Genomic DNA, 20,154 nt, shown 5'->3' with positions numbered 1-20,154 from the left:
TTTAAAAATAAAAATTCATAAAATTAAATGAACAACTGTTTTATAATATTAGCTGCTGGAAAAAGTAATAGATTTAAATCTAAAACTCCAAAACCATTTGTTCAATATAATGGTGATATACTAATTAAACATTCTATAAATAAGGCAATTTTATCGAAAAAATTCTCAAAAATAGTAGTTGCTGTTAATAAAAAACACAAAAAATACCTTAAAAATCTCAAACTTAAACAAGTGTTATTTGTTAACGGCGGCAGAACTAGAGCTGATTCTGCAAGAAATTGTTTAAATTATTTAAAAAAACATAAACCAAAAAATATATTTATCCATGATGCAGCAAGGCCAAATTTTTCTTTAAATTTGATAAATAAATTATTAAAAGCTTTAAAATTTAATGATGGCGCAATTCCTGTTGTTCAAAGTATTGACACTCCAAAGCTAAAAAAAAACAAAAAGATACACAACCTAGACAGAAAAAAAATTTTTTTTTCTCAAACACCCCAGGCATTTAAATACAAAGTTATTATGGAGTTACAAAATAATGTTAACGAAGAAACTACAGATGACTCGAGTCTTTTGATCACCGCAAATAAAAGAATTAAATTAATTAAAGGTGAAGAAAAAAATTATAAAATAACTACTTTGAAAGACACAGTAGAAAATAAAGTATTTTACGGGATTGGTTTTGATGTGCACAGATTAGTTCCCGGAAGAAAAATGTATCTTGGCGGAATTAAAATTAAATCAAAATTAGGCACATTAGGTCACTCAGATGGCGATCCTATTCTTCATGCTATAACAGATGCAATTCTAGGCGCATGCAGAATGGGAGATATTGGTGAAAAATTCTCAGATAAAAGTAAAAAATATAAAGATATAAGATCCACTATATTATTAAATAAAGTTATAAAAGATATTAAGTCAAAAAATTTCGATATAATTAATATCGATATAAATGTTATTACTGAAACACCAAAATTAACAAAAATTAAAAAAAAAATTATTTTATCAATCTCAAAATTATGTAGGATTAATAAAGATAAGATAAATTTAAAAGGAAAAACTGCTGAAAAACTTGGTGTTATAGGTAAAGAAAAAGCAATTGCCTGTGAGGTAATAGTATCAATAAAAAAAAATTATGATTAAAAAATACGGTAAATTAATTTTGACTATGTTTAATGTCGGTAAGTTAGGAAAATTTCCAGGAACCATTGCCTCAGCCATTACTTCTTTTCTTTATATATTTTTTTTTTATTTAAAAGTTCATTATTTGACTTTATTTTTAATTTTTTTACTTCTATTGTTTGTATCAGTTTATCTTATAAATCTTTTAAAAAATGAATTTGAAGAAATAGACTCAAAAGAAATTGTAATTGATGAATACTTAGGTCAATCTATACCAATATTATTTTTTTATGTAATTTTATTTGAAGCATCAGTATCAATAAATTTTTTTATGATAATAGTATTAATTTCATTCATTGGTTTTAGATTTTTTGATATTCTAAAACCCTATCCTATAAATTATGTAGACAATAATTATAAAAATGGTTTTGGTGTTGTTTTTGATGACATTGTAGCAGGAATTTTTACGACTATTGTATTGTATATATTTATTATTATTTATGACAAATTCTAAAAAATTAATAAATTTATTGAAAAGAAAAAAACTTAAAATTAGTTTTGCTGAATCTTGCACAGGTGGACTTTTGTCAAGTATTATTACTTCTAACGCTGGTTCATCAAAGGTTTTCGACCTAGGACTAGTAACATATTCAAATCAAGCGAAACAAAAAATACTTAAAGTTCCAAATAAAATCATCAAAAAATATGGTGCTGTTAGTGTTCAATGTTGTTTGTCTATGGTTAATAATTTAGGTAAAATAAGTAAAAGTCACATAAACATTTCCGTTACAGGGATTGCAGGACCAAAAGGCGGTACAAGAAAAAAGCCTGTTGGCTTAGTATTTATTGGATTAAAATTTAAAAGAAAAATATTAATAAATAAATATTTGTTTAAGAATAAATCGAGAATAAATTTTCAAAAAATAGCTGTAAATAAAGTTATAAAAACAGTTTTATCTATTGTGAAATAATTCCTCTGCTCTTTTTTGAAAAGCATCAGCTATTTTGTCTAGGCCATATTTAAAAGATTTCGTCATTAAAATATTGAGAAATTTATTTTTCAACTCAAAATCAACATCAAATGAAACTTCAGTTAATTTACCTATTTTTATAAATTGCCATTTATTGTCAAGATATTTTAGGGGGCCATCTATATTTTTAACGAGTATAATATCATCTTTTTTAATATATTTTACATCACTTTTATAAGTATCTTTAAATGGTCCTTTGCCAATTGTTAAATCTGCTATGATTAATTGATCATCATTATCTAATTTTTTTTCATAAATTTTTGCATTCAAACAATAAGGAATAAAGTTTGGATAATCCTCAATATTTAAAACAAGATTAATTAGATCTTCTTTTGAACAATTAATGGTTCTCTTTACTGATGCTTTTGGCATTAATTAGTTTTCTATTTTTCTTTAAAAGAGCAAAATCTTCATCAGCATGATATGAAGATCTGGTTAGTGGTGATGAAGAAACTAACAAAAATCCTTTAGCCTTAGCAATGACCTCTAATTCTTTAAATTCATTTGGATCATAATATCTATTTAAAGGAAAATGTTTTACTGATGGTTGCAAATATTGACCAATTGTTAAAAAGTCAACTTTAGCAGATCTTAAATCGTCCATCACTTGAATGATTTCATCTTTACTCTCACCCATACCAACCATTATTCCAGATTTTGTAAATATATTTTCATCAAATGTTTTTGCATTTTTGAGTAACTCTAAAGATGAAAAATATCTCGATCCAGGTCTAACTTTTAAATATAAACTTGGAACGGTTTCAATATTATGATTAAAAACATCTGGCTTTGCATCCAAAACTTTTTTGTATGCATCTCCTTTTCTCAAAAAGTCAGGTGTTAAAACTTCTATTGTTGTATTTGGATTTTCATTTCTTGTTTCCGTTATAGTCTCATAAAAATGATTTGATCCCCCGTCTTCTAAATCATCTCGATCGACTGAGGTTATAACTACATGTCTCAAATTTAGTTTTTTTACAGCTAAGGATATTTTTTTTGGTTCTAGGGGGTCTAATTTATTTGGTCTGCCTGTTTTTACATCACAAAATGCACATGCTCTTGTGCAAGTGTCGCCCATAATCATAAATGTGGCATGTCTTTTGCTCCAACATTCAGTAATGTTTGGGCAATTGGCTTCTTGGCAAACCGTTACTAGGTTATTCTGATTTACTACACTTTTAGTTAAAAAAAATTCACGACTGTTAGTAAGTTTTGATCTAATCCATTCTGGTTTTTTTTTTATTGGATTGATAGGGTTTTTTTGCTTTTCAGGATGTCTAAATTTACTCATTTTTAATTATATAAACTGTTTCACCTTTTTTACCTAATAAAAATTTGTCACGTAACAAAATCTCAATATAATCAGCATCTATATTATCACTCAAAAGAATATTAGATTTTTCTAAATCTTCAATTTCTTGTCTAATTATTTTCACTTCATTTTTAAGGTTATTTAAATAATTTCTTTTTTCAAAATATGAAAATAAACCTCTATTTCCACCAAAAAGATTCAAAATGAAGTATAAGATTAATAAAATGGGAAGAATAAATATAAGTTTGTTTTTAATTTTTTTTATCATTTTAATCTCGCCATATTATTTTTATTAGATAACTCTTGTTCTATTCTTAACAATTGATTGTATTTTGCAACTCTTTCTGATCTGCATAAAGAACCTGTTTTAATTTGAGAGGAATTTGTTCCGACTGCTAAATCTGATATAAAAGTATCTTCAGAATCCCCTGATCTGTGAGAAATAATTGTTTGATATCCAATTTTTTGAGCAAATTTAATTACTTCTAATGTTTCTGTTACAGTGCCTATTTGATTAAGTTTTATTAAAATTGAATTGGAGGATTGACTTAAAAAACCTTTTTTCAACCTTTGTAAGTTTGTAACATATAAGTCATCACCAACTATCTGAATAGAATTTTCTCTTTTTGTTAACTCGGACCATGCTTTCCAATCATTTTCAGCAAATGGATCCTCAATTGATTTTAATTTAAATTTCCTAATAATTTTTACATAATTTTCTATAGACTTTCTTACAGAGGTATATTTATTAGAATGTATTGAATAATTACCATTTTTATATAGTTCATTAGCAGCAACGTCTAAACATATAGAAACATCCCTCCCATTGACATAACCTGACTTTTTAATTGACTTTATTATTAAATTTAAAGCATCTTCATTTTTATTAATCATTGGCGCAAATCCACCTTCATCACCGACCGCTGTAGAAAAATTTTTATATTTAATCAATTTTTTGAGATTTTGAATTACCAAAAAACAGATATTCATTGCTTCGGAAAAAGTTTTTGCCTTATCTGGTCTAATCATAAATTCTTGAATTCTAAGCCCATTATTAGCATGAGCGCCACCATTAATTATGTTCATTAGTGGAAATGGTAGTTTAAAATTTTTTTTTATAAAAAAATTTTTATATAAGGGAATATTTTTGATTTTTGCTGATAATTTTTTAACAGCCATAGATACTGAAAGTATAGAGTTTGCACCTAGTTTGGTTTTTTGTTTTGTGCCATCTAATTTGATTAATATTGAGTCTATTAATTCTTGATTATGTACATTTTTTTTCAAAATTTTTTTTGATATTATTTTATTAACAAAATAAACAGCTTTAAAAACACTTTTTCCTAAATATTTTTTATTGTTTTTGTCCCTTTTTTCATAAGCTTCATAAGTTCCAGTTGATGCACCAGATGGACATATTGCTTTGGAAGAAATATTTCTACAAAAAACTTCAGTTTCGATTGTCGGAAATCCACGGCTATCGAAAACTTGTCTTGCTACAACTTTCGTGATTTTAGCCATAATTCTTTTTTAATTTTTTATTAGTTTATCTATTTGAACTAATTTATCTAATAAAGTATCTAATTCATTTAAGGGAATCATATTTGGTCCATCTGATGGAGCATTATCTGGATCTTGGTGCGTCTCTATAAACACAGCAGCAACTCCAACTGCAACTGCAGCTCTTGATAAATGTGAAACAAACTCTCTTTCACCACCGCTTTTATTTCCTAAACCACCAGGTTGTTGTACTGAATGAGTTGCGTCAAAAACTATAGGATAACCTAGTTTTGACATTATAGGCAAAGATCTCATGTCTGATACTAAAGTGTTATAACCAAAGCTTGCACCTCTTTCTGTTATTAAAATATTACTATTTCCAGAGTCAGAAATTTTTTTCGTAACATTAATCATATCCCATGGAGCTAAAAATTGTCCTTTTTTAACATTTATAATTTTATTTGTTTTAGCTGCAGATACTAACAAATCAGTTTGTCTGCATAGAAAAGCAGGAATTTGAATTATATCAACATGGTTAGCTACAGCTGAACATTGTTCAGCACTATGAACATCTGTTAAAATTGGCACTCCTAATTCTTTTTTAATTTTATCAAAAACTGGTAATGAGTTTTCTAGACCTGCGCCTCTTTTCCCTTTTAAACTGGTCCTATTAGCCTTATCAAAAGAGGTTTTATAAACAAATCCTAAATTGTATTTTTTTGCAATCTCCCCTATTTTGCCAGCCATATCTATCGCATGCTGCTCAGTTTCCAGTTGGCAAGGACCTGCAATAAGACAAATCTGTTTGTCGTTTGATATTTGAATATTGTTACAATTAATTGTTAGGTTTTTCATTATTTTTTTTTGCTGCACCGATAAAAGATGAGAATAATGGATGTGGATCTAAAGGTCTAGATTTAAATTCAGGATGAAATTGAACTCCAATAAACCAAGGATGATTTCTTAATTCAATTATTTCCGGTAAATTATTATCTGGAGACAAGCCTGAAAATAACATGCCTTTTTTTTCAAATTTCTTTTTCATCTTAATATTTACCTCATATCTGTGTCTATGTCTCTCATGAATAATTTTAGATTTATAAATATCTTTTATTTTTGAATTGTGTTGTAATTTTGCTTTATATAAACCTAGACGCATAGTCCCACCTAATTTAGTAGAAGTGCCTTTAACAATTTTACCATTTTTGCTCCATTCTTCAATTAAGCCAACAACTGAAAAACATTTATTATCTAATTCACTAGATCCTGCTTTTTTTATTTTTAAAACATTTCTAGCAAATTCTATTACGGCCATTTGCATCCCAAAACAGATACCAAGAAAAGGTATATTATTTTTTCTTGCATAATTAATACACGCTATTTTACCTTCAGTGCCTCTTTTACCAAAGCCACCGGGTATCAAAATTCCAGAAGCATCAATTAATTTCTTTCTAATTTCCGATATTCTAAGTTTATCAGACTCTATTCTTATTATTTTTATTTTTACGTTATTTTTAATTCCACCATGAACTAAGGCTTCATCTAGGGATTTATATGCATCTTTTAAGTCCACGTATTTACCAACAATTGCAATATTTATTACTTTTAAATTTTTATCAGTTACAATTTTTGTTACATTTTTCCATGGAGAGAGATTAATTTTTTTTTTTGGTTTTATTTTAAAGAATTTTAAAACTTGTTTATCCAAACCCTCATTAAAAAAACTTATTGGTGCTTCATAAATAGTTTTTACATCAACTGTTTCTATAACTCTTTCTATTGGAATATTACAAAATAAAGATATTTTTTTTCTTTGATCTAATGGTATTGATTGTTGCGATCTACAAATGATAATATCTGGTTGTATACCTATGCTTCTTAATTCTTTTACTGAATGTTGAGTTGGTTTTGTTTTAATTTCATCTGAAGATTTCAAAAATGGCACTAGTGTTAAATGAACAAATAAAGTTTTCTCTTTTCCTATATCGTTAGAAAATTGTCTAATAGCTTCTAAAAAAGGCAAACTCTCTATGTCACCTACAGTCCCACCTATTTCACAAATAACAAAATCCTCATTCTTAATATCTTTTTTAATAAACTGTTTAATTCTTTCTGTAACATGCGGTATAACCTGAACAGTTTTTCCTAAATAATCTCCCCTACGCTCTTTAGAAATTATATCACTATAAATTTTTCCAGTCGTAATATTATCACTTTTTTTTGCAGATATATTTGTAAACCTTTCATAATGCCCAAGATCTAAGTCGGTTTCAGCCCCATCGTCAGTGACGAATACTTCACCATGCTGGAATGGGCTCATTGTACCAGGATCAACATTTAAATAAGGATCCATTTTTCTAATTCTTACTTTGTAACCTTGAGATTTAAGTAAATATCCTAGTGAAGCAGACGATAATCCTTTTCCAAGTGAAGAAACCACGCCGCCAGTGACAAAAATGAATCGCGCCATGGAATTATGTTATAGCTTTTATTATTAAAAATTGAAAGTATTAATTAATTATTTTGGGGAATCCTAGGAGCGTCACTATCAGTATTTTGCTCAATTTTATCTAATAAAGATTTCTCAGGCTCTAATTCTTTATTTGAGAGAATAGTTAAACACAAACTACAAATTATAAATAAAGTGGCTACTATGGCAGTTGCTTTAGTGAAAAAATTACCACTTGCTCTTGAAAACATGTAGTTTTCTTGATTAACTCCAATACCTAATGCTCCTCCCTCTGATTGTTGGAATAGGACAAGTATAACTAATATTAAAGCAAGTATTATATTTATTGTGAGTAAAATATTTTCCATGAAGTTTAATTAATTGTTTTTTTAATTATATCAATAAATTTTTTCGAATTTTGAGATGCTCCACCTATCAAAAAACCATTTATTTCATTAATTTGTTTTAAATTATTTATGTTTTGGTTGTTTACTGATCCTCCATAAATAATTTTTGCTTTCTGGTTTTTAAATTTATTTTCAATAATATTTTTAATAATAATTACTTGTTTTATTAATTCTTTATTTTTTAAAACTTTTCCAGTGCCAATAGACCAAACAGGCTCATATGCAAAGATAATTTTATCGATTTTTTTGATTTTTTTTAATCCCATGCCAATTTGTTTTTTTAAAATTTTATTAGTTTTCTTATTTTTTTTTTCAAATAAATTTTCTCCAATACAAAAAATTACATTTAAGTTATTCAAAATTGCACTATGAATTTTTTTATTGATTAAATTATTAGTTTCACCATTAGATCTATTTTCAGAATGACCAATTATAACATACTTAGCACCTAATTTTTTTATCATGGTAGAGCTGATTGATCCTGTGAAAGGTCCATTATTTATCTCGTAATGACAATTTTGAGCACCAACATCTAAATTGGTTTTTCTGGTTTTAATTACAAAGTTGTTTAAAAGTGTATAAGGAGGACAATAAATAATTTTTGCGTTTTTATAATTCTTTTTTTTGCTTAAATTTATGACACTTTGTATAGATTTTACTGAATTTAAATCTCCAAACATTTTCCAGTTTGCTATGAATAATATTTTGTTTGTCATAATATTAATTATAATTTATAGATTTGTTTTTATAGTTCAATATTTTATCATATGTTATGTTAAATAAACTTAGAAATTTCACTAAAACTAAACTGGCTACAGTATTAATAGGTATAATAATAATTCCTTTTGTCTTTTGGGGTATGGGTGGAGTTTTCCAAGGTGGCAATACGAACAATATAGCAAAGATTAAAAACGTAAATATTTCAACTGAAGATTTTTTTGATCACATAAGATCTCTTGGAATTAATGAGGAAATCATTAGTAAAAATATTGAAAATGGTATTCTCACAGAAATTTTAAATGATCTTTTAGCAAAAAAATTTATTGAATTAGAAATTAAAAAACTCGGTATTAATATAAATGATGAAAATTTACTTTTGATTATCAAAAATAACAAAAACTTTTTAGATGAAAATAAAAGATTTAGTAGACTTAAGTACGAAAAATTTCTTTTGGAGAATAATATTACCGCTTCAGAATTTGAAAAAAAATTAAGAAAAAGAGAATTAGAAAAAATACTTTTTAGTTATTATAGCTCAGGCTTACATATACCTGAATATCTGGTGAATTATTTTAATTTTAGCAAAAACAGAAGCATTGATGTTACATATGTATCTTTAGAAAGTAATTACAAAAAAAAAGAAGAATTCAATGAAACAGATATTAAAAATTATATTGAAACGAATAAAGATAATTTAAAAATAGATTTTATTGATGTTAAATACGTAAAATTAAAGCCTGAAGATTTAACAGGCTCCTCTGATTATAATGAAGCTTATTATGAAATAATAGATCAAATAGAGAATGAAATATTTAATAAAAACAGTTTGGAAGAACTTCTTAGTGAATATGAAGGAATTAAAATAAATGAAATAAAAGAACTAAGTCAAAAAAAAGTAAGCACAGATTTACAGGACGTTTTTAATTATAAAGAAAGTAACCAAATACAAATTTTAGATAAAGAGGATTATTTCTTAATTTTTAAAAATGAAAATTATAGAAAAGAAATACCTAAATTAGACAAAGATTTTTCATCTGAAATAAAAGAAATTTTATACGAGGAAAATAGATACAATTACAATCAGAAAATATTTTCAAAAATTAGCACTAATAAATTTAGTGATGATGATTTTAATAATTCAGTTAAAGATAAAAATGAGTTTAAAAAAGTTCAAATTAAATCTATAAGAGATAACAACACCTTTGAAATAAATTCAGTAGAATTAATTTATTCAATGCCAGTCAATAGTTTTATGCTTGTAACTGATGATAAGGAAAAAGTATATCTTCTAAAAATTTTAGGAATAAAGAATAATGATTTTAAAAGTGGTGACAAAGAAATATTTTTAAAAACTGAGGATAAAATTAAGAACGAGATATACTCATCATATGACCAATTTTTAAATCAAAATTATAAAGTTGAAATAAATTATAATACTCTAGAACGAACAGAAAATTATTTTAAATAATGCTTAATATTAGTTTTGAAAAGTTTAAAAAAACTCATAAAAAAAAAATTAACCAGGTTTTATATTATGAGTTAAAGTCAAACAATTCCAAGGAGGTTGAAAACTTAATAAATAATTTTTTACAAGATAAAAATAGCTTTGTCTTTGAGTCAGTAGAAAAAGGGGTAATAAAAGGCAGATATACAATATTTGGAAAAAATCCGGATAAAATATGGGAATTTAACAATGAAAATATTTATTACTTAAACAAAAATAAAAAAAAAAAAATTAATGGTGATCCTGTTAAAGTCATTAATAATATTATTAAAAATTTTAACTTCAAAACTCCGAAAAAATTGCCGCCTTTATGTAGTTTATTAGCAGGTTATTTTTCCTATGATACAATAAGATATTTTGAAAAAATCAAAGATAATTGTATCGATGATCTTAAAATACCTGATATTAGAATTATAAGACCAACTACTCTAGTAATACACGATAACCTCCAAAAAAAAATTTTTTTTATTAAAAATTGTTTTTCAGATAAAAAAATTTCAAACTACGAAAAAAAATATACAGATATACAGGATGAGCTTAATAATATAATTATTCAATCTAAAATTTCTACAAGTTACAGCGATAAAAAATTGGTAAAAAAAAAAATTAAGTCAAATATTTCAAAAAAACAGTTTTTGGATAATGTTAAAAAAGCAAAAAAATACATTCAAATTGGTGACATATTTCAAGTTGTTTTAAGTCAACGTTTTGAAACAAAGTTGACAAAAAAACCTCTTAGCATTTATAAAAGGCTAAGATTGACAAATCCGTCCCCTTTTATGTTTTACTTTAACTTTAACGATTTTCAAATTATTGGTGCGAGTCCTGAGATCTTGGTTAGACTAAGAGATAATAAAGTTACAATTAGGCCAATAGCGGGAACAAGGCCTCGTGGAAAAAATCTTAGTGAAGATAATTTTTATAAAAAGGACCTTTTATCAGACAAAAAAGAAATTTCTGAACACCTTATGCTGTTAGATTTAGGGAGAAATGATATTGGAAAAATTTCTAAAATAAATACTGTAAAAGTAACTGAGCAGTTTAAAATTGAGAAATATTCTCATGTAATGCATATTGTTTCAAATGTAACAGGTGAATTTGATAAAAAAAAATCTAAATATGACACACTGATGGCAGGGTTTCCAGCAGGCACTGTATCAGGTGCGCCAAAAATAAGGGCTATGGAAATTATTGATGAATTAGAAAAAAATAAAAGAAAAATTTATGCAGGAGGAATTGGTTATTTTTCTGCTAATGGTGACTTTGATACTTGTATTGCCTTAAGAACAGCTCTAGCTAAAAATGGAAAATATTATGTACAAGCTGGTGCAGGTATTGTTGCTGACAGTATTCCAGAAAAAGAATTTCAGGAAACAGTGAATAAATCTAAAGCTTTAATTAAGGCTCTCGATTAAATGAAGATTGTATTAATAGATAATTACGATAGCTTTACTTATAATCTTTACCATTATATTTCTCAATTAAATTGTAAAGTTGAGGTTTACAGAAACGATAAAATTGATGCAAAAACAATTTTAAGAAAAAAATTTGAAAAAATTGTTATATCACCTGGACCTGGTAATCCAAGTCAATCAGGTAACTGTCTAAAGATAGTTAAATCAATTTATAAAAAAATACCCATATTAGGTGTTTGTTTAGGTCACCAGATAATTGGTCAGGTTTTCGGTTCAAAAATAGTACAGGCAAGAAAACTTATGCATGGTAAGACAAGTCTTATAGTTTCAAAACAAAAAGGAATTTTGAAAAATTTACCCAAGAATTTTGAAGCCACAAGATATCATAGTTTAATTGTAGATAAAAAGACCTTGTCAAACGAGCTTGAAATCACAGCGGAAACAAAAGATGGTTTAATAATGGGTATTCAACATAAAAAATTTAATATACATGGTGTACAATTTCATCCTGAAAGTATTAAAACAAAATTAGGTATTAAAATATTGAAAAATTTTATTAATTTAAAAAATTTATGAAACATTTTATAGAAAAAATAAAGAATAACGAAAATTTATCTTTTGAAGAAAGCAAAGCAGCATTTAATCTATTAATGGAAGGTAAAGTCAATGAACAAGATATTTTTGATTTTTTAACATTTTTATCAGTAAAAGGTGAGTCTTCAGATGAGATTGCTGGTGGCGTTTACGTTCTTAGAGATAAGTCCAAAAGAGTTAATATTAGTAATTGTGTTGATACTTGCGGAACTGGTGGTGATGGTATGAATACGCTAAATATATCAACAGCATCTGCATTATTACTTGCAAGTATGGGAATTAAAGTTGCAAAACATGGTAATAAAGCTGTGTCCTCTAAATGTGGTTCAGGAGATGTTTTAGAGGCATTAAATATAAACATTAATTTTGAACCAAAAGATATTGAACGTCAAATAAATGAAAACAATTTTGGTTTCATGTTCGCGCCTAATTATCATAGTGCAATGAAGTTTGTAGGTCCTACTAGGAAAAAAATAGGCAAAAGAACTATATTTAATATGATTGGTCCTTTAAGCAGCCCTGCTTTAGTAAAAAGACAAGTAATTGGAGTTTTTGAAAAAAAGCTTCTAAAAATTTTTGCGAATGCTTTAAATAATTTAGATATTAAATTTGCATGGATTGTAAATAGTGAAGACGGTTTGGATGAGATTTCACCATACACAAAAACAAATGTTGTTCAATTAAAAGATAACGAAATTTCTGAAATTACTATTGATCCAAGAGAATTAAATATAAAAGGAGATAAGTTTGAAAACCTTGTTGGAGATGATGCAAAATTTAATGCAGATAAGCTAATTAATATATTTAAAGGCGAAGACAATGATTTTTCTAAGGCTGTGTGTCTAAATGCGGCCGCAGGTTTAATTGTATCAGAAAAATATGATGATTTTAAATTGGCCTATAACTACGCCAGAGATTTTATAAGGTCAGGAAAGTCTTATAAACATTTAATGAAAATTCAAAATGGCTGAAAATATTCTTGAAAAAATAATTAAAAAGAAAGTCGAAAAAATTGAAAATCTAAAAAAAACTACAAAATTAGATACTTTAAACGAACTTATAGATAAAAATAAATCTTTTATAGACTTTAAAGATAAAATTCAAAAAAATATAAATAATAGAAAATTATCTATTATTGCTGAAATAAAGAAAGCAAGCCCATCTGCTGGTATAATTATTAAAGATTATAATCCAGTAGAAATAGCTAATACTTACAATCAAAATAAAGTAACGTGTTTGTCTGTTTTAACTGAAGAAGAATTTTTTTTAGGAAATCTAATACATATTAGTAAAATTAAAGAAAAAATTAAATTACCAATTCTCTGTAAAGATTTCTTCGTTGATAAATTTCAAGTTCCTTTAGCTAAAAGTTATGGAGCTGATGCAATACTAATTATAATGGCTGGTGTTAGTGAAACTTTAGCAAATGAGTTATATGAAGAAGCAATAAAATTAAATATGACTGTAATTGTTGAGGTTCATACTGTTGAGGAAGCTAAAAAAGCACTTAAGTTTAAAAGTGCTCTCATAGGAATTAACAATAGAAACCTAAAAACTTTGAAAACTGACATAAATACAACTTTTGATATTCATGATGTTTTGAAAAATCATACTGGGCCACTAATATCTGAGAGTGGTATAAAAACAAAAGAAGAGCTGTTAGAACTATCTAACAAAACATCGATTAAAACTTTTTTAATTGGTGAATCACTTTTAAAAAATTTAGATAATAATTCTATTTTCTCAGTTCTCTAGGTAAATAATCCCTAAATTTCTTGACTTTTTTACTATTGTTAATTGTAGAGAACTTTTATAGAACATTATTTGTACGATATTTGTTCTTATGCTAACAAAAAAACAAAAAAATTTATTAATGTTTATCAACAAGAAGTTGAGAAGTTCTGGTGTATCTCCTTCTTATGAGGAGATGAAAGAATCGTTAAATTTGAAGTCAAAATCTGGAATTCATCGTTTAATAAGCGCATTAGAAGAAAGAGGTTTTATAAAAAGATTGGCACATAAAGCTAGAGCATTAGAGGTTGTTAAGCTACCTGAAACCGCTTCTGCAAATGATATTTATAACTCTTTTTCACCTAGTGTAATAAAAGGTGGTTTAGATGAAGAAGGTATAGAAAAAAATGAAGTTCCTGTCCTCGGTAAAATAGCTGCAGGAACGCCAGTTGAAGCAATACAAAATGAAGTATCGAGAGTTCCTTTACCTAATAATATTGAAAAAAATGGAGAGTACTTTGGTTTAAAAGTTCAAGGCGACTCAATGATTGAAGCGGGTATTAGCGAGGGTGACACGGTAATTGTTAAAAAAACAGATACAGCAGAAAATGGAAAAATTGTTGTTGCTTTAATTGATGACCATGAAGCTATGCTTAAAAGAATAAGAAGAAAAGGAAAAACAATAGCACTTGAGAGTGCAAACAAAAATTACGAGACCAAAATCTTTGGTCCAGATAGAGTAAAAGTCCAGGGTGTTCTAGTATCTTTGTATAGAAACTTCTAAAAAAATAGTTTACTAATATTAAATGTCAAAAGTAGCAACTAGATTTGCTCCATCGCCAACTGGGCCATTACATATAGGTGGAGTTCGAACAGCTTTATTTAACTGGCTATATTCAAAAAATCAAAATGGTAATTTTTTTTTAAGAATTGAAGATACTGATAAAGAAAGATCCAAAGAGGAATATAGAAAACAAATTATTAATTCATTAGAATGGATAGGTATAAACTTTGATGGGGAGGAATATGTACAATCAAAAAAAATAGATGATCATATTAAAGTTGCCCATGAATTATTAAAAAAAGGTAACGCTTATAAATGTTATTGTTCATCTGAGGAAATTGAGGAACAAAAAAAGAGAGCTAAACAAAAAAAAATTCCATATATTTACGATAGAAAGTGGAGAGAAAAAAAAGAAACTGATGCTCCTAAAGATATAAAACCCGTAATAAGATTTAAAAGTAAAATAGATGGAACATCTATATTAAAAGATTTGGTCCAAGGTGACGTTGAAATTGAAAATAATACAATAGAAGATTTTGTAATCTTAAGAAATGATGGTACTCCAACATATAATTTATCAGCAGCAGTGGATGACCATCAAATGAATATGTCACACATAATTAGGGGGGATGATCATAAGATAAATACTTTTAAACAAATTCAAATTTACCAAGCCATGGAATGGGAAATACCTTCTTTTGCTCATATACCCTTAATACATACAATTGATGGAAAAAAACTATCTAAACGAGACAAGGCCTCAACTTTAGACGATTATTCTAAGATTGGTATTATGCCTGATGCTCTTAGAAATTATCTCTTAAGATTAGGATGGTCTTACAAAGATAAGGAAATATTTACAATAGAAGAGAGTATTAAATATTTTAACCTTGAAGGTATAGGTAAATCTCCGTCTAAGCTAGATATGAGTAGAATTTTGTCTATGAACGAACACTACATTAAGAACATGAATGAAAATGACTTATTCGATCAGCTGATTGAATATTGTAATAAATTTAAGAAAGAAATAAAAACTGATAAAGAAGATAAAATAAGAAAATCTCTATCGTTTTTAAAAAATAAAGCTAAAACTTTGGAAGATATATTTATCAATGGTCAGTATATAATTGCTGACGAAGTAATTTTTAATCAAGATGATATTAAATTAATTGATGAAAGGGCAAAAAAGGTAATTAATGACTTTAAAGTACAATTTGAAAAGATAGATCAACCTAGCAGAGAAATTTTAGAACCAGTTATTAATGGTCTTATAAAATCTAATAACACAAATTTTAAGGGTGTTGGCCAACCTTTAAGAATAGTATTAACTGGTTCAAAATTTGGACCCGGAATATATGATATTATATTGTCTTTAGGAAAAAAAGAGGTTCAAAAAAGATTAGACACCAAGATAGCTTGAAACTACGGCAGCAGCTTCAGCAGAGGAAGAGGTTTTAGATTTGATTTCATCTAATGTATTACTAACATCATGAATTTGTTTTTTCATAAGTTCTGGGTTTTTTAAAAAATAAACGACAGATCTAAAGATTTCTTTTGAATTACATTCATTTTGAATTAATTCAGGTATTATTTCTTTTTGGTTAATAATATTAATTATGTTAGCAAATTTTACTTTGATTAAAAATTTTACAATAAAAAAATTTATTAAATTCATTTTATAGATAATAATTGATGGTACCTTTAAATTACAAATCTCTAAAGAAACAGTACCAGATTTTGCGACTGCAAATACAGATTTTGATAATATTTGAGATTTAATACCTTCATCCGATATAACATCAACATTAATTAAATTTTTTTTTTTTAATTCATCTTTTATTAAATCTTTATTTTGATCGGTTGCATGAAAAATAAAACAATATTGATTAAATTTTTCATTCATTAATTTGATAAAATTTAATAGTATTGGTAATAATATATTTGTTTCAGAAGTTCGGCTTCCTGCAAATAAGGATATTATTTTTTTATCATTTTTTAATAAATTTGATAAATCAGTCTTAATATTTTCTTTATTTTCGAGTAAAGGATGGCCCACAAAAGTGTTTTTTATATTTTCTTTGTCAAAGTATTTTTTTTCAAAATTGAATAGTAAAAGAATATGGTCTAAAAATTTTTTAAATTTTTTAACCCTTCCCTCTCTCCAAACCCATACTTGAGGAGCAACATAGTGAATGGTTTTTATCTTAGGATTATTTTTTTTAACTTTTTCAGCAACTCTTAAAGTAAAATCAGGACTATCCACACTTAGTAATATGTCAGGATTAAATTCAATTATTTTTTTAACGGTTGTATTAATCTTGTTTCTGATTTTTAATATATTTAAAATAACACTAGTAAAACCAATATAAGTTATTTCTTTAAGATCATATATAGATTTGACACCTTGTGAATTTAAATGAAAACCACCAACACTTAAATATTCTATATCGGAATGATTTAGTTTAAGTTTAGCAACTACCGTTGATGCTAATTTATCTCCCGAAGGTTCGCCAGTTAAGATAAAAATTTTTTTCATTTTACAGAGATAAACATCCTATTTTTATTGGCAAAGCTAATACATTTGTTTTTATCTAAAAAAATGTGTTGCTTGTTTTTTACAACAATTCCTTTTAACCCAGCAGCTTTGCTTTGTTTCATTGTTTTTAAACCAACTGTAGGTAGATCAATTCTAAGGTCTTGTTTTTTCTTTGGAAATTTAACCATAACTCCATGATTTTTGAATTTTTTGTTTCTGCTTTTTTCTAACATTTTTTTAGTGCCACCTTTGCTTTCTATTGAAACAACTTTATTGTTTCTAACTACAACACCCTGACTAAAATTATATTGTTTTAAACTATTTAATGTTTTAATTGCCTTTTTGATATCCAATTTATCTTGTTCACCTGGTTTAATTTTTGAATAATTGCCTCTTTTAAGTGTTAACTCCGGATTAAATTTAAGTGAATTTTCAGTTTTAATTTTATTTTGTGCTAACATTTTTATAATTTCCTTAAGAATTGCAGCATCTCCAAGTTTTGATGCTTTGATAATTCTAGGAATATAATAAATACCCTTAAAATCTAATCTTAACTTAGAAAAGTTGGGTTTATTTACTTTTCCTGCGAATAAGACATTTTTACAGCTATTTTCTTTAAGAATATTAATAATTTTACCAAATTGACCTATGGAAACTGAATAAGATTTTCTATCTTGTCTAAATTTCTTTGATTTTGATAGATCAATTATCAAATATTTTATTTTTCTTTTTTTTACAGTTTTAAGAATTTCCTTTGGAAAATCAGTATCACCAAAAATTAATCCTATCATTTTATGAAAAAGGTGTACAAATAGATCTTCTTTTGTCTTTAGTAATAAATTCAATCACATCTTTTACCAAAGGATTTTCTTTAAAGACGCCATTTAATTTATCGATATTTTCATTAATGTTTTTTGATGCAAATATTTTTTTATAAGCCTCCGACAGTTCCATTATTGTTTTATTTTCAAATTTTGCTCTTCTTAAACCAATTAAGTTTAATCCTTGTAAAATATTCCTATTTCCAGTTGAAAGTCCATAAGGAATAACATCATTTAGAACTCCTGTCATACCTCCTATCATTGCCATTTTACCAATTCTTGTGAATTGTTGGACTGCGGAATTTCCTCCTATAACGACATTATCATCAATAATAACATGTCCTCCTAATGGTACATTGTTTGCTATGATAACATTATTACCTACCATACAGTCGTGAGCAACATGAGAAGAAATCATAAAAAGACAATTATCTCCAATTTTTGTTAATCCTCCTCCACCAATTGTACCTGGATTTACGGTTACATATTCTCTAAATTTATTATTATTTCCAATAATTAATTTGGTATCTTCACCATTATATTTTAAATCTTGTGGATCATTACCTATAGATGCAAAAGGATAGAATTTATTTCCACTTCCAATTATTGTATTTCCAGTAATTTTTACATGAGAGTGAACAACAACGTTTTCACCTATTTCAACATTTGGACCAATCACACTAAAAGGACCAATGCTAACACTCGAATGAACTTTAGCATTTTTATCTACTATTGCAGTTTCATGTATCATCTATTTTCTCTTAAAAAATTTTTTAAGTTTTTTGCTGGATACCCCATTACTTTAGTATTGTCAGGAATATCTTTTATCACTCCACTACCTCCACCGATTTGAACATTGTTACCTATTTTAAGATGACCTGAAATTCCAGCTTGGCCGCCTATCATAACATTATTCCCTATAACTGAACTTCCAGCAAATCCTACTTGACCAGCTATTATACAGTTTTCACCTATTTTTACATTGTGAGCTATATGGATTTGGTTGTCTAAAAAAGTATTTTTTCCAATCACTGTATTAGAGAGTGATCCTCGGTCAATTGTTGAACTACAACCTATTTCAACATTATCCTCAATAATAACAACACCAATTTGCGGGTATCTAAAATTAGCTTTTTTGTCAGGGAAAAAACCAAAACCCTTTTTTCCTATTATGCACCCATCTAAGATATGAACGTTATTTTTAATTAATGAGTTTCTAATTATAACATTTGAACCGATTGTACAGTTATCACCAATTGATACATTGCTTTCAATAATAGAGTTATGTCCAATCAAGCAATTAGATCCAATTTTAACATTTTTACCAACTAAGACATTTGTTCCAAATTTTACTGTATCTTTAAATTGTGTACCTTCGATTTTTTCAGCATTATTATCGAAATCATCTGTAACAGAATTTGGGTAAAATTTTTTAGTTATTTTAGCAACATCTAATAAAATTTTATCTGAAATTATTGTTTTACAAGTAGTAGGTAAAAATAATTTTAAACTTTCACTAGTTATACAAAATGATGCATTTGTAGATTTGGCGTGTTCACCATACTTTTTTGAATGTAAAAAAGTTATGTCACCTTTTTTTGACGAGCCTAAATCTTTTATATCATTTATCTTTTCGTTTAAAATAGACTGGTTTTTTATAGATGTTAATTTTAGCAAATCATTAATTTCATAAGGTCCAGTATTTTTAAAAAAAGGATTTGTCATTAGTAAGTTTAATATCAAAACTTACTTTAAATACTTATCAAGATTTATTGCTAATTATTTCCTATCAACAATTGTTGCAGACCATACAGCATCAGCCATTTTTTTATTGTTAACTGAAGCCTCCCCTTTATATTTCCAAACACGTCCATGTGATCTCACTGCTTCAATATAAAGTTCAAGTTTACAATCAGGCAATACAGGATTTCTAAATCTTGCTTTTTCAACATTCATTAAATAAACGAGTTTATTCTCGTATGTTTCTTTATCTAATCCATGAGCTGTCAAAGCAGCGGCAGCTTGACCAAAAGCTTCAACAATCAGAACACCGGGCATAACTGGCTGTCCTGGAAAATGTCCCTGAACAAAAAAACTATCCTTTTTAACATTAACAATTGCGGTTGCTGAAAACAGTTTTTTTATATTAATTAACTTATCGATTAAAAGCATTGGTTCTCTATGCGGTAATAAGTTTTCAATATCTTTTTTATTTAGAGTGTCCATTA

General features: G+C 26.9%; 23 protein-coding genes. 10 read left to right on the top strand and 13 right to left on the bottom strand.

Annotation, left to right across the window (positions count from 1 at the left end; translation table 11 throughout):
• The first annotated feature begins 27 nt into the window (after positions 1–27).
• From ispF to AMN80_RS02580, 3 genes are read left to right on the top strand one after another with little or no spacing between them, the layout of a single operon-like run.
• Positions 28–1,143, top strand: a complete 1,116-nt coding sequence (gene ispF / locus AMN80_RS02590) for a 2-C-methyl-D-erythritol 2,4-cyclodiphosphate synthase (RefSeq protein WP_075520434.1) — start codon at positions 28–30, stop codon at positions 1,141–1,143.
• Positions 1,136–1,636, top strand: a complete 501-nt coding sequence (locus tag AMN80_RS02585; RefSeq protein WP_082256548.1) for a phosphatidylglycerophosphatase A family protein — start codon at positions 1,136–1,138, stop codon at positions 1,634–1,636. The genes ispF and AMN80_RS02585 overlap by 8 nt, the downstream gene beginning before the upstream one ends.
• On the top strand, positions 1,623–2,093 hold the full coding sequence (locus AMN80_RS02580) for a CinA family protein (RefSeq protein ID WP_075520742.1): 471 nt from the start codon (positions 1,623–1,625) through the stop codon (positions 2,091–2,093). The genes AMN80_RS02585 and AMN80_RS02580 overlap by 14 nt, the downstream gene beginning before the upstream one ends.
• Here AMN80_RS02580 and AMN80_RS02575 read toward each other — a convergent pair.
• From AMN80_RS02575 to AMN80_RS02540, 8 genes are read right to left on the bottom strand one after another with little or no spacing between them, the layout of a single operon-like run.
• Positions 2,076–2,525 carry a type II toxin-antitoxin system RatA family toxin gene (locus tag AMN80_RS02575; RefSeq protein WP_075520433.1) on the bottom strand — a complete coding sequence of 150 codons (450 nt, stop codon included), beginning with the start codon at positions 2,523–2,525 and terminating at the stop codon, positions 2,076–2,078. The two genes, AMN80_RS02580 and AMN80_RS02575, sit on opposite strands and share 18 nt — an antisense overlap.
• Positions 2,494–3,444, bottom strand: coding sequence for a lipoyl synthase (lipA, locus tag AMN80_RS02570; protein ID WP_075520432.1), 951 nt, complete (start codon positions 3,442–3,444; stop codon positions 2,494–2,496). Before lipA ends, AMN80_RS02575 begins: the two co-directional genes overlap by 32 nt.
• Positions 3,437–3,733: an FtsB family cell division protein gene (locus tag AMN80_RS02565; RefSeq protein ID WP_075520431.1), complete on the bottom strand. Its 297-nt coding sequence runs from the start codon at positions 3,731–3,733 to the stop codon at positions 3,437–3,439. Before AMN80_RS02565 ends, lipA begins: the two co-directional genes overlap by 8 nt.
• Positions 3,730–4,986 carry a phosphopyruvate hydratase gene (eno, locus tag AMN80_RS02560; protein ID WP_075520430.1) on the bottom strand — a complete coding sequence of 419 codons (1,257 nt, stop codon included), beginning with the start codon at positions 4,984–4,986 and terminating at the stop codon, positions 3,730–3,732. The genes AMN80_RS02565 and eno overlap by 4 nt, the downstream gene beginning before the upstream one ends.
• 9 nt (positions 4,987–4,995) lie before the next feature.
• Positions 4,996–5,820 carry a 3-deoxy-8-phosphooctulonate synthase gene (kdsA, locus tag AMN80_RS02555; protein WP_075520741.1) on the bottom strand — a complete coding sequence of 275 codons (825 nt, stop codon included), beginning with the start codon at positions 5,818–5,820 and terminating at the stop codon, positions 4,996–4,998.
• Positions 5,801–7,435 (bottom strand): CTP synthase, encoded by a 1,635-nt coding sequence (locus AMN80_RS02550; protein ID WP_075520429.1) that lies wholly within the window; start codon positions 7,433–7,435, stop codon positions 5,801–5,803. The genes kdsA and AMN80_RS02550 overlap by 20 nt, the downstream gene beginning before the upstream one ends.
• Before the next feature lie 44 nt (positions 7,436–7,479).
• A complete protein-coding gene (secG, locus tag AMN80_RS02545; protein ID WP_075520428.1) occupies positions 7,480–7,782 on the bottom strand; it encodes a preprotein translocase subunit SecG in 303 nt (100 codons plus the stop codon).
• A gap of 5 nt (positions 7,783–7,787) precedes the next feature.
• Positions 7,788–8,537, bottom strand: a complete 750-nt coding sequence (locus AMN80_RS02540) for a triose-phosphate isomerase (RefSeq protein WP_075520427.1) — start codon at positions 8,535–8,537, stop codon at positions 7,788–7,790.
• A gap of 56 nt (positions 8,538–8,593) precedes the next feature.
• Between AMN80_RS02540 and AMN80_RS02535 the strand changes: the two genes are divergently transcribed.
• The 7 genes from AMN80_RS02535 (at position 8,594) to gltX (ending at position 15,989) form a co-directional block, all read left to right on the top strand.
• Positions 8,594–10,009: a SurA N-terminal domain-containing protein gene (locus AMN80_RS02535; protein WP_075520426.1), complete on the top strand. Its 1,416-nt coding sequence runs from the start codon at positions 8,594–8,596 to the stop codon at positions 10,007–10,009.
• Complete coding sequence (gene trpE, locus AMN80_RS02530; protein WP_075520425.1) at positions 10,009–11,460, top strand: anthranilate synthase component I; 1,452 nt, start codon at positions 10,009–10,011, stop codon at positions 11,458–11,460. The genes AMN80_RS02535 and trpE overlap by 1 nt, the downstream gene beginning before the upstream one ends.
• Positions 11,461–12,036, top strand: a complete 576-nt coding sequence (locus AMN80_RS02525) for an anthranilate synthase component II (protein ID WP_075520424.1) — start codon at positions 11,461–11,463, stop codon at positions 12,034–12,036.
• Positions 12,033–13,025 (top strand): anthranilate phosphoribosyltransferase, encoded by a 993-nt coding sequence (trpD, locus tag AMN80_RS02520; protein ID WP_075520423.1) that lies wholly within the window; start codon positions 12,033–12,035, stop codon positions 13,023–13,025. The genes AMN80_RS02525 and trpD overlap by 4 nt, the downstream gene beginning before the upstream one ends.
• A complete protein-coding gene (locus AMN80_RS02515; protein WP_075520422.1) occupies positions 13,018–13,809 on the top strand; it encodes an indole-3-glycerol phosphate synthase TrpC in 792 nt (263 codons plus the stop codon). The genes trpD and AMN80_RS02515 overlap by 8 nt, the downstream gene beginning before the upstream one ends.
• 88 nt (positions 13,810–13,897) lie before the next feature.
• Positions 13,898–14,569, top strand: coding sequence for a transcriptional repressor LexA (lexA, locus tag AMN80_RS02510; protein WP_075520421.1), 672 nt, complete (start codon positions 13,898–13,900; stop codon positions 14,567–14,569).
• A 22-nt stretch (positions 14,570–14,591) separates the two neighbouring features.
• Positions 14,592–15,989: a glutamate--tRNA ligase gene (gene gltX, locus AMN80_RS02505; RefSeq protein WP_075520420.1), complete on the top strand. Its 1,398-nt coding sequence runs from the start codon at positions 14,592–14,594 to the stop codon at positions 15,987–15,989.
• On the opposite strand, the gene lpxB is transcribed toward gltX, so the two are convergent.
• The 5 genes from lpxB to fabZ are packed head-to-tail and all read right to left on the bottom strand — an operon-like array spanning position 15,969 to position 20,152.
• Complete coding sequence (lpxB, locus tag AMN80_RS02500; RefSeq protein ID WP_075520419.1) at positions 15,969–17,105, bottom strand: lipid-A-disaccharide synthase; 1,137 nt, start codon at positions 17,103–17,105, stop codon at positions 15,969–15,971. The two genes, gltX and lpxB, sit on opposite strands and share 21 nt — an antisense overlap.
• A complete protein-coding gene (locus AMN80_RS02495) occupies positions 17,102–17,896 on the bottom strand; it encodes an LpxI family protein (RefSeq protein WP_075520740.1) in 795 nt (264 codons plus the stop codon). Before AMN80_RS02495 ends, lpxB begins: the two co-directional genes overlap by 4 nt.
• Before the next feature lies 1 nt (position 17,897).
• Positions 17,898–18,677: an acyl-ACP--UDP-N-acetylglucosamine O-acyltransferase gene (gene lpxA / locus AMN80_RS02490; protein WP_075520418.1), complete on the bottom strand. Its 780-nt coding sequence runs from the start codon at positions 18,675–18,677 to the stop codon at positions 17,898–17,900.
• Entirely contained in the window at positions 18,674–19,651 is a 978-nt protein-coding gene (gene lpxD, locus AMN80_RS02485) for a UDP-3-O-(3-hydroxymyristoyl)glucosamine N-acyltransferase (RefSeq protein WP_075520417.1), read from the bottom strand. Before lpxD ends, lpxA begins: the two co-directional genes overlap by 4 nt.
• A gap of 54 nt (positions 19,652–19,705) precedes the next feature.
• The gene (fabZ, locus tag AMN80_RS02480) at positions 19,706–20,152 is read right to left on the bottom strand and encodes a 3-hydroxyacyl-ACP dehydratase FabZ (protein WP_075520416.1); all 447 of its coding nucleotides are present in this window, start codon (positions 20,150–20,152) and stop codon (positions 19,706–19,708) included.
• Between the last annotated feature and the right edge of the window lie 2 nt (positions 20,153–20,154).

The sequence above is a fragment of the Candidatus Pelagibacter communis genome (genome assembly GCF_001179985.1).
GTDB classification, from domain to species: Bacteria; Pseudomonadota; Alphaproteobacteria; order Pelagibacterales; family Pelagibacteraceae; genus Pelagibacter; species Pelagibacter ubique_J.
This window is presented reverse-complemented; position numbering and strand designations above follow the sequence as displayed.

Coding starts and splice junctions, on each gene's coding strand:
- ispF (WP_075520434.1), top strand. CDS start 28: ATGAACAACTGTTTTATAATATTAGCTGCTGGAAAAAGTAATAGATTT.
- AMN80_RS02585 (WP_082256548.1), top strand. CDS start 1,136: ATGATTAAAAAATACGGTAAATTAATTTTGACTATGTTTAATGTCGGT.
- AMN80_RS02580 (WP_075520742.1), top strand. CDS start 1,623: ATGACAAATTCTAAAAAATTAATAAATTTATTGAAAAGAAAAAAACTT.
- AMN80_RS02575 (WP_075520433.1), bottom strand. CDS start 2,525: ATGCCAAAAGCATCAGTAAAGAGAACCATTAATTGTTCAAAAGAAGAT.
- lipA (WP_075520432.1), bottom strand. CDS start 3,444: ATGAGTAAATTTAGACATCCTGAAAAGCAAAAAAACCCTATCAATCCA.
- AMN80_RS02565 (WP_075520431.1), bottom strand. CDS start 3,733: ATGATAAAAAAAATTAAAAACAAACTTATATTTATTCTTCCCATTTTA.
- eno (WP_075520430.1), bottom strand. CDS start 4,986: ATGGCTAAAATCACGAAAGTTGTAGCAAGACAAGTTTTCGATAGCCGT.
- kdsA (WP_075520741.1), bottom strand. CDS start 5,820: ATGAAAAACCTAACAATTAATTGTAACAATATTCAAATATCAAACGAC.
- AMN80_RS02550 (WP_075520429.1), bottom strand. CDS start 7,435: ATGGCGCGATTCATTTTTGTCACTGGCGGCGTGGTTTCTTCACTTGGA.
- secG (WP_075520428.1), bottom strand. CDS start 7,782: ATGGAAAATATTTTACTCACAATAAATATAATACTTGCTTTAATATTA.
- AMN80_RS02540 (WP_075520427.1), bottom strand. CDS start 8,537: ATGACAAACAAAATATTATTCATAGCAAACTGGAAAATGTTTGGAGAT.
- AMN80_RS02535 (WP_075520426.1), top strand. CDS start 8,594: ATGTTAAATAAACTTAGAAATTTCACTAAAACTAAACTGGCTACAGTA.
- trpE (WP_075520425.1), top strand. CDS start 10,009: ATGCTTAATATTAGTTTTGAAAAGTTTAAAAAAACTCATAAAAAAAAA.
- AMN80_RS02525 (WP_075520424.1), top strand. CDS start 11,461: ATGAAGATTGTATTAATAGATAATTACGATAGCTTTACTTATAATCTT.
- trpD (WP_075520423.1), top strand. CDS start 12,033: ATGAAACATTTTATAGAAAAAATAAAGAATAACGAAAATTTATCTTTT.
- AMN80_RS02515 (WP_075520422.1), top strand. CDS start 13,018: ATGGCTGAAAATATTCTTGAAAAAATAATTAAAAAGAAAGTCGAAAAA.
- lexA (WP_075520421.1), top strand. CDS start 13,898: ATGCTAACAAAAAAACAAAAAAATTTATTAATGTTTATCAACAAGAAG.
- gltX (WP_075520420.1), top strand. CDS start 14,592: ATGTCAAAAGTAGCAACTAGATTTGCTCCATCGCCAACTGGGCCATTA.
- lpxB (WP_075520419.1), bottom strand. CDS start 17,105: ATGAAAAAAATTTTTATCTTAACTGGCGAACCTTCGGGAGATAAATTA.
- AMN80_RS02495 (WP_075520740.1), bottom strand. CDS start 17,896: ATGATAGGATTAATTTTTGGTGATACTGATTTTCCAAAGGAAATTCTT.
- lpxA (WP_075520418.1), bottom strand. CDS start 18,677: ATGATACATGAAACTGCAATAGTAGATAAAAATGCTAAAGTTCATTCG.
- lpxD (WP_075520417.1), bottom strand. CDS start 19,651: ATGACAAATCCTTTTTTTAAAAATACTGGACCTTATGAAATTAATGAT.
- fabZ (WP_075520416.1), bottom strand. CDS start 20,152: ATGGACACTCTAAATAAAAAAGATATTGAAAACTTATTACCGCATAGA.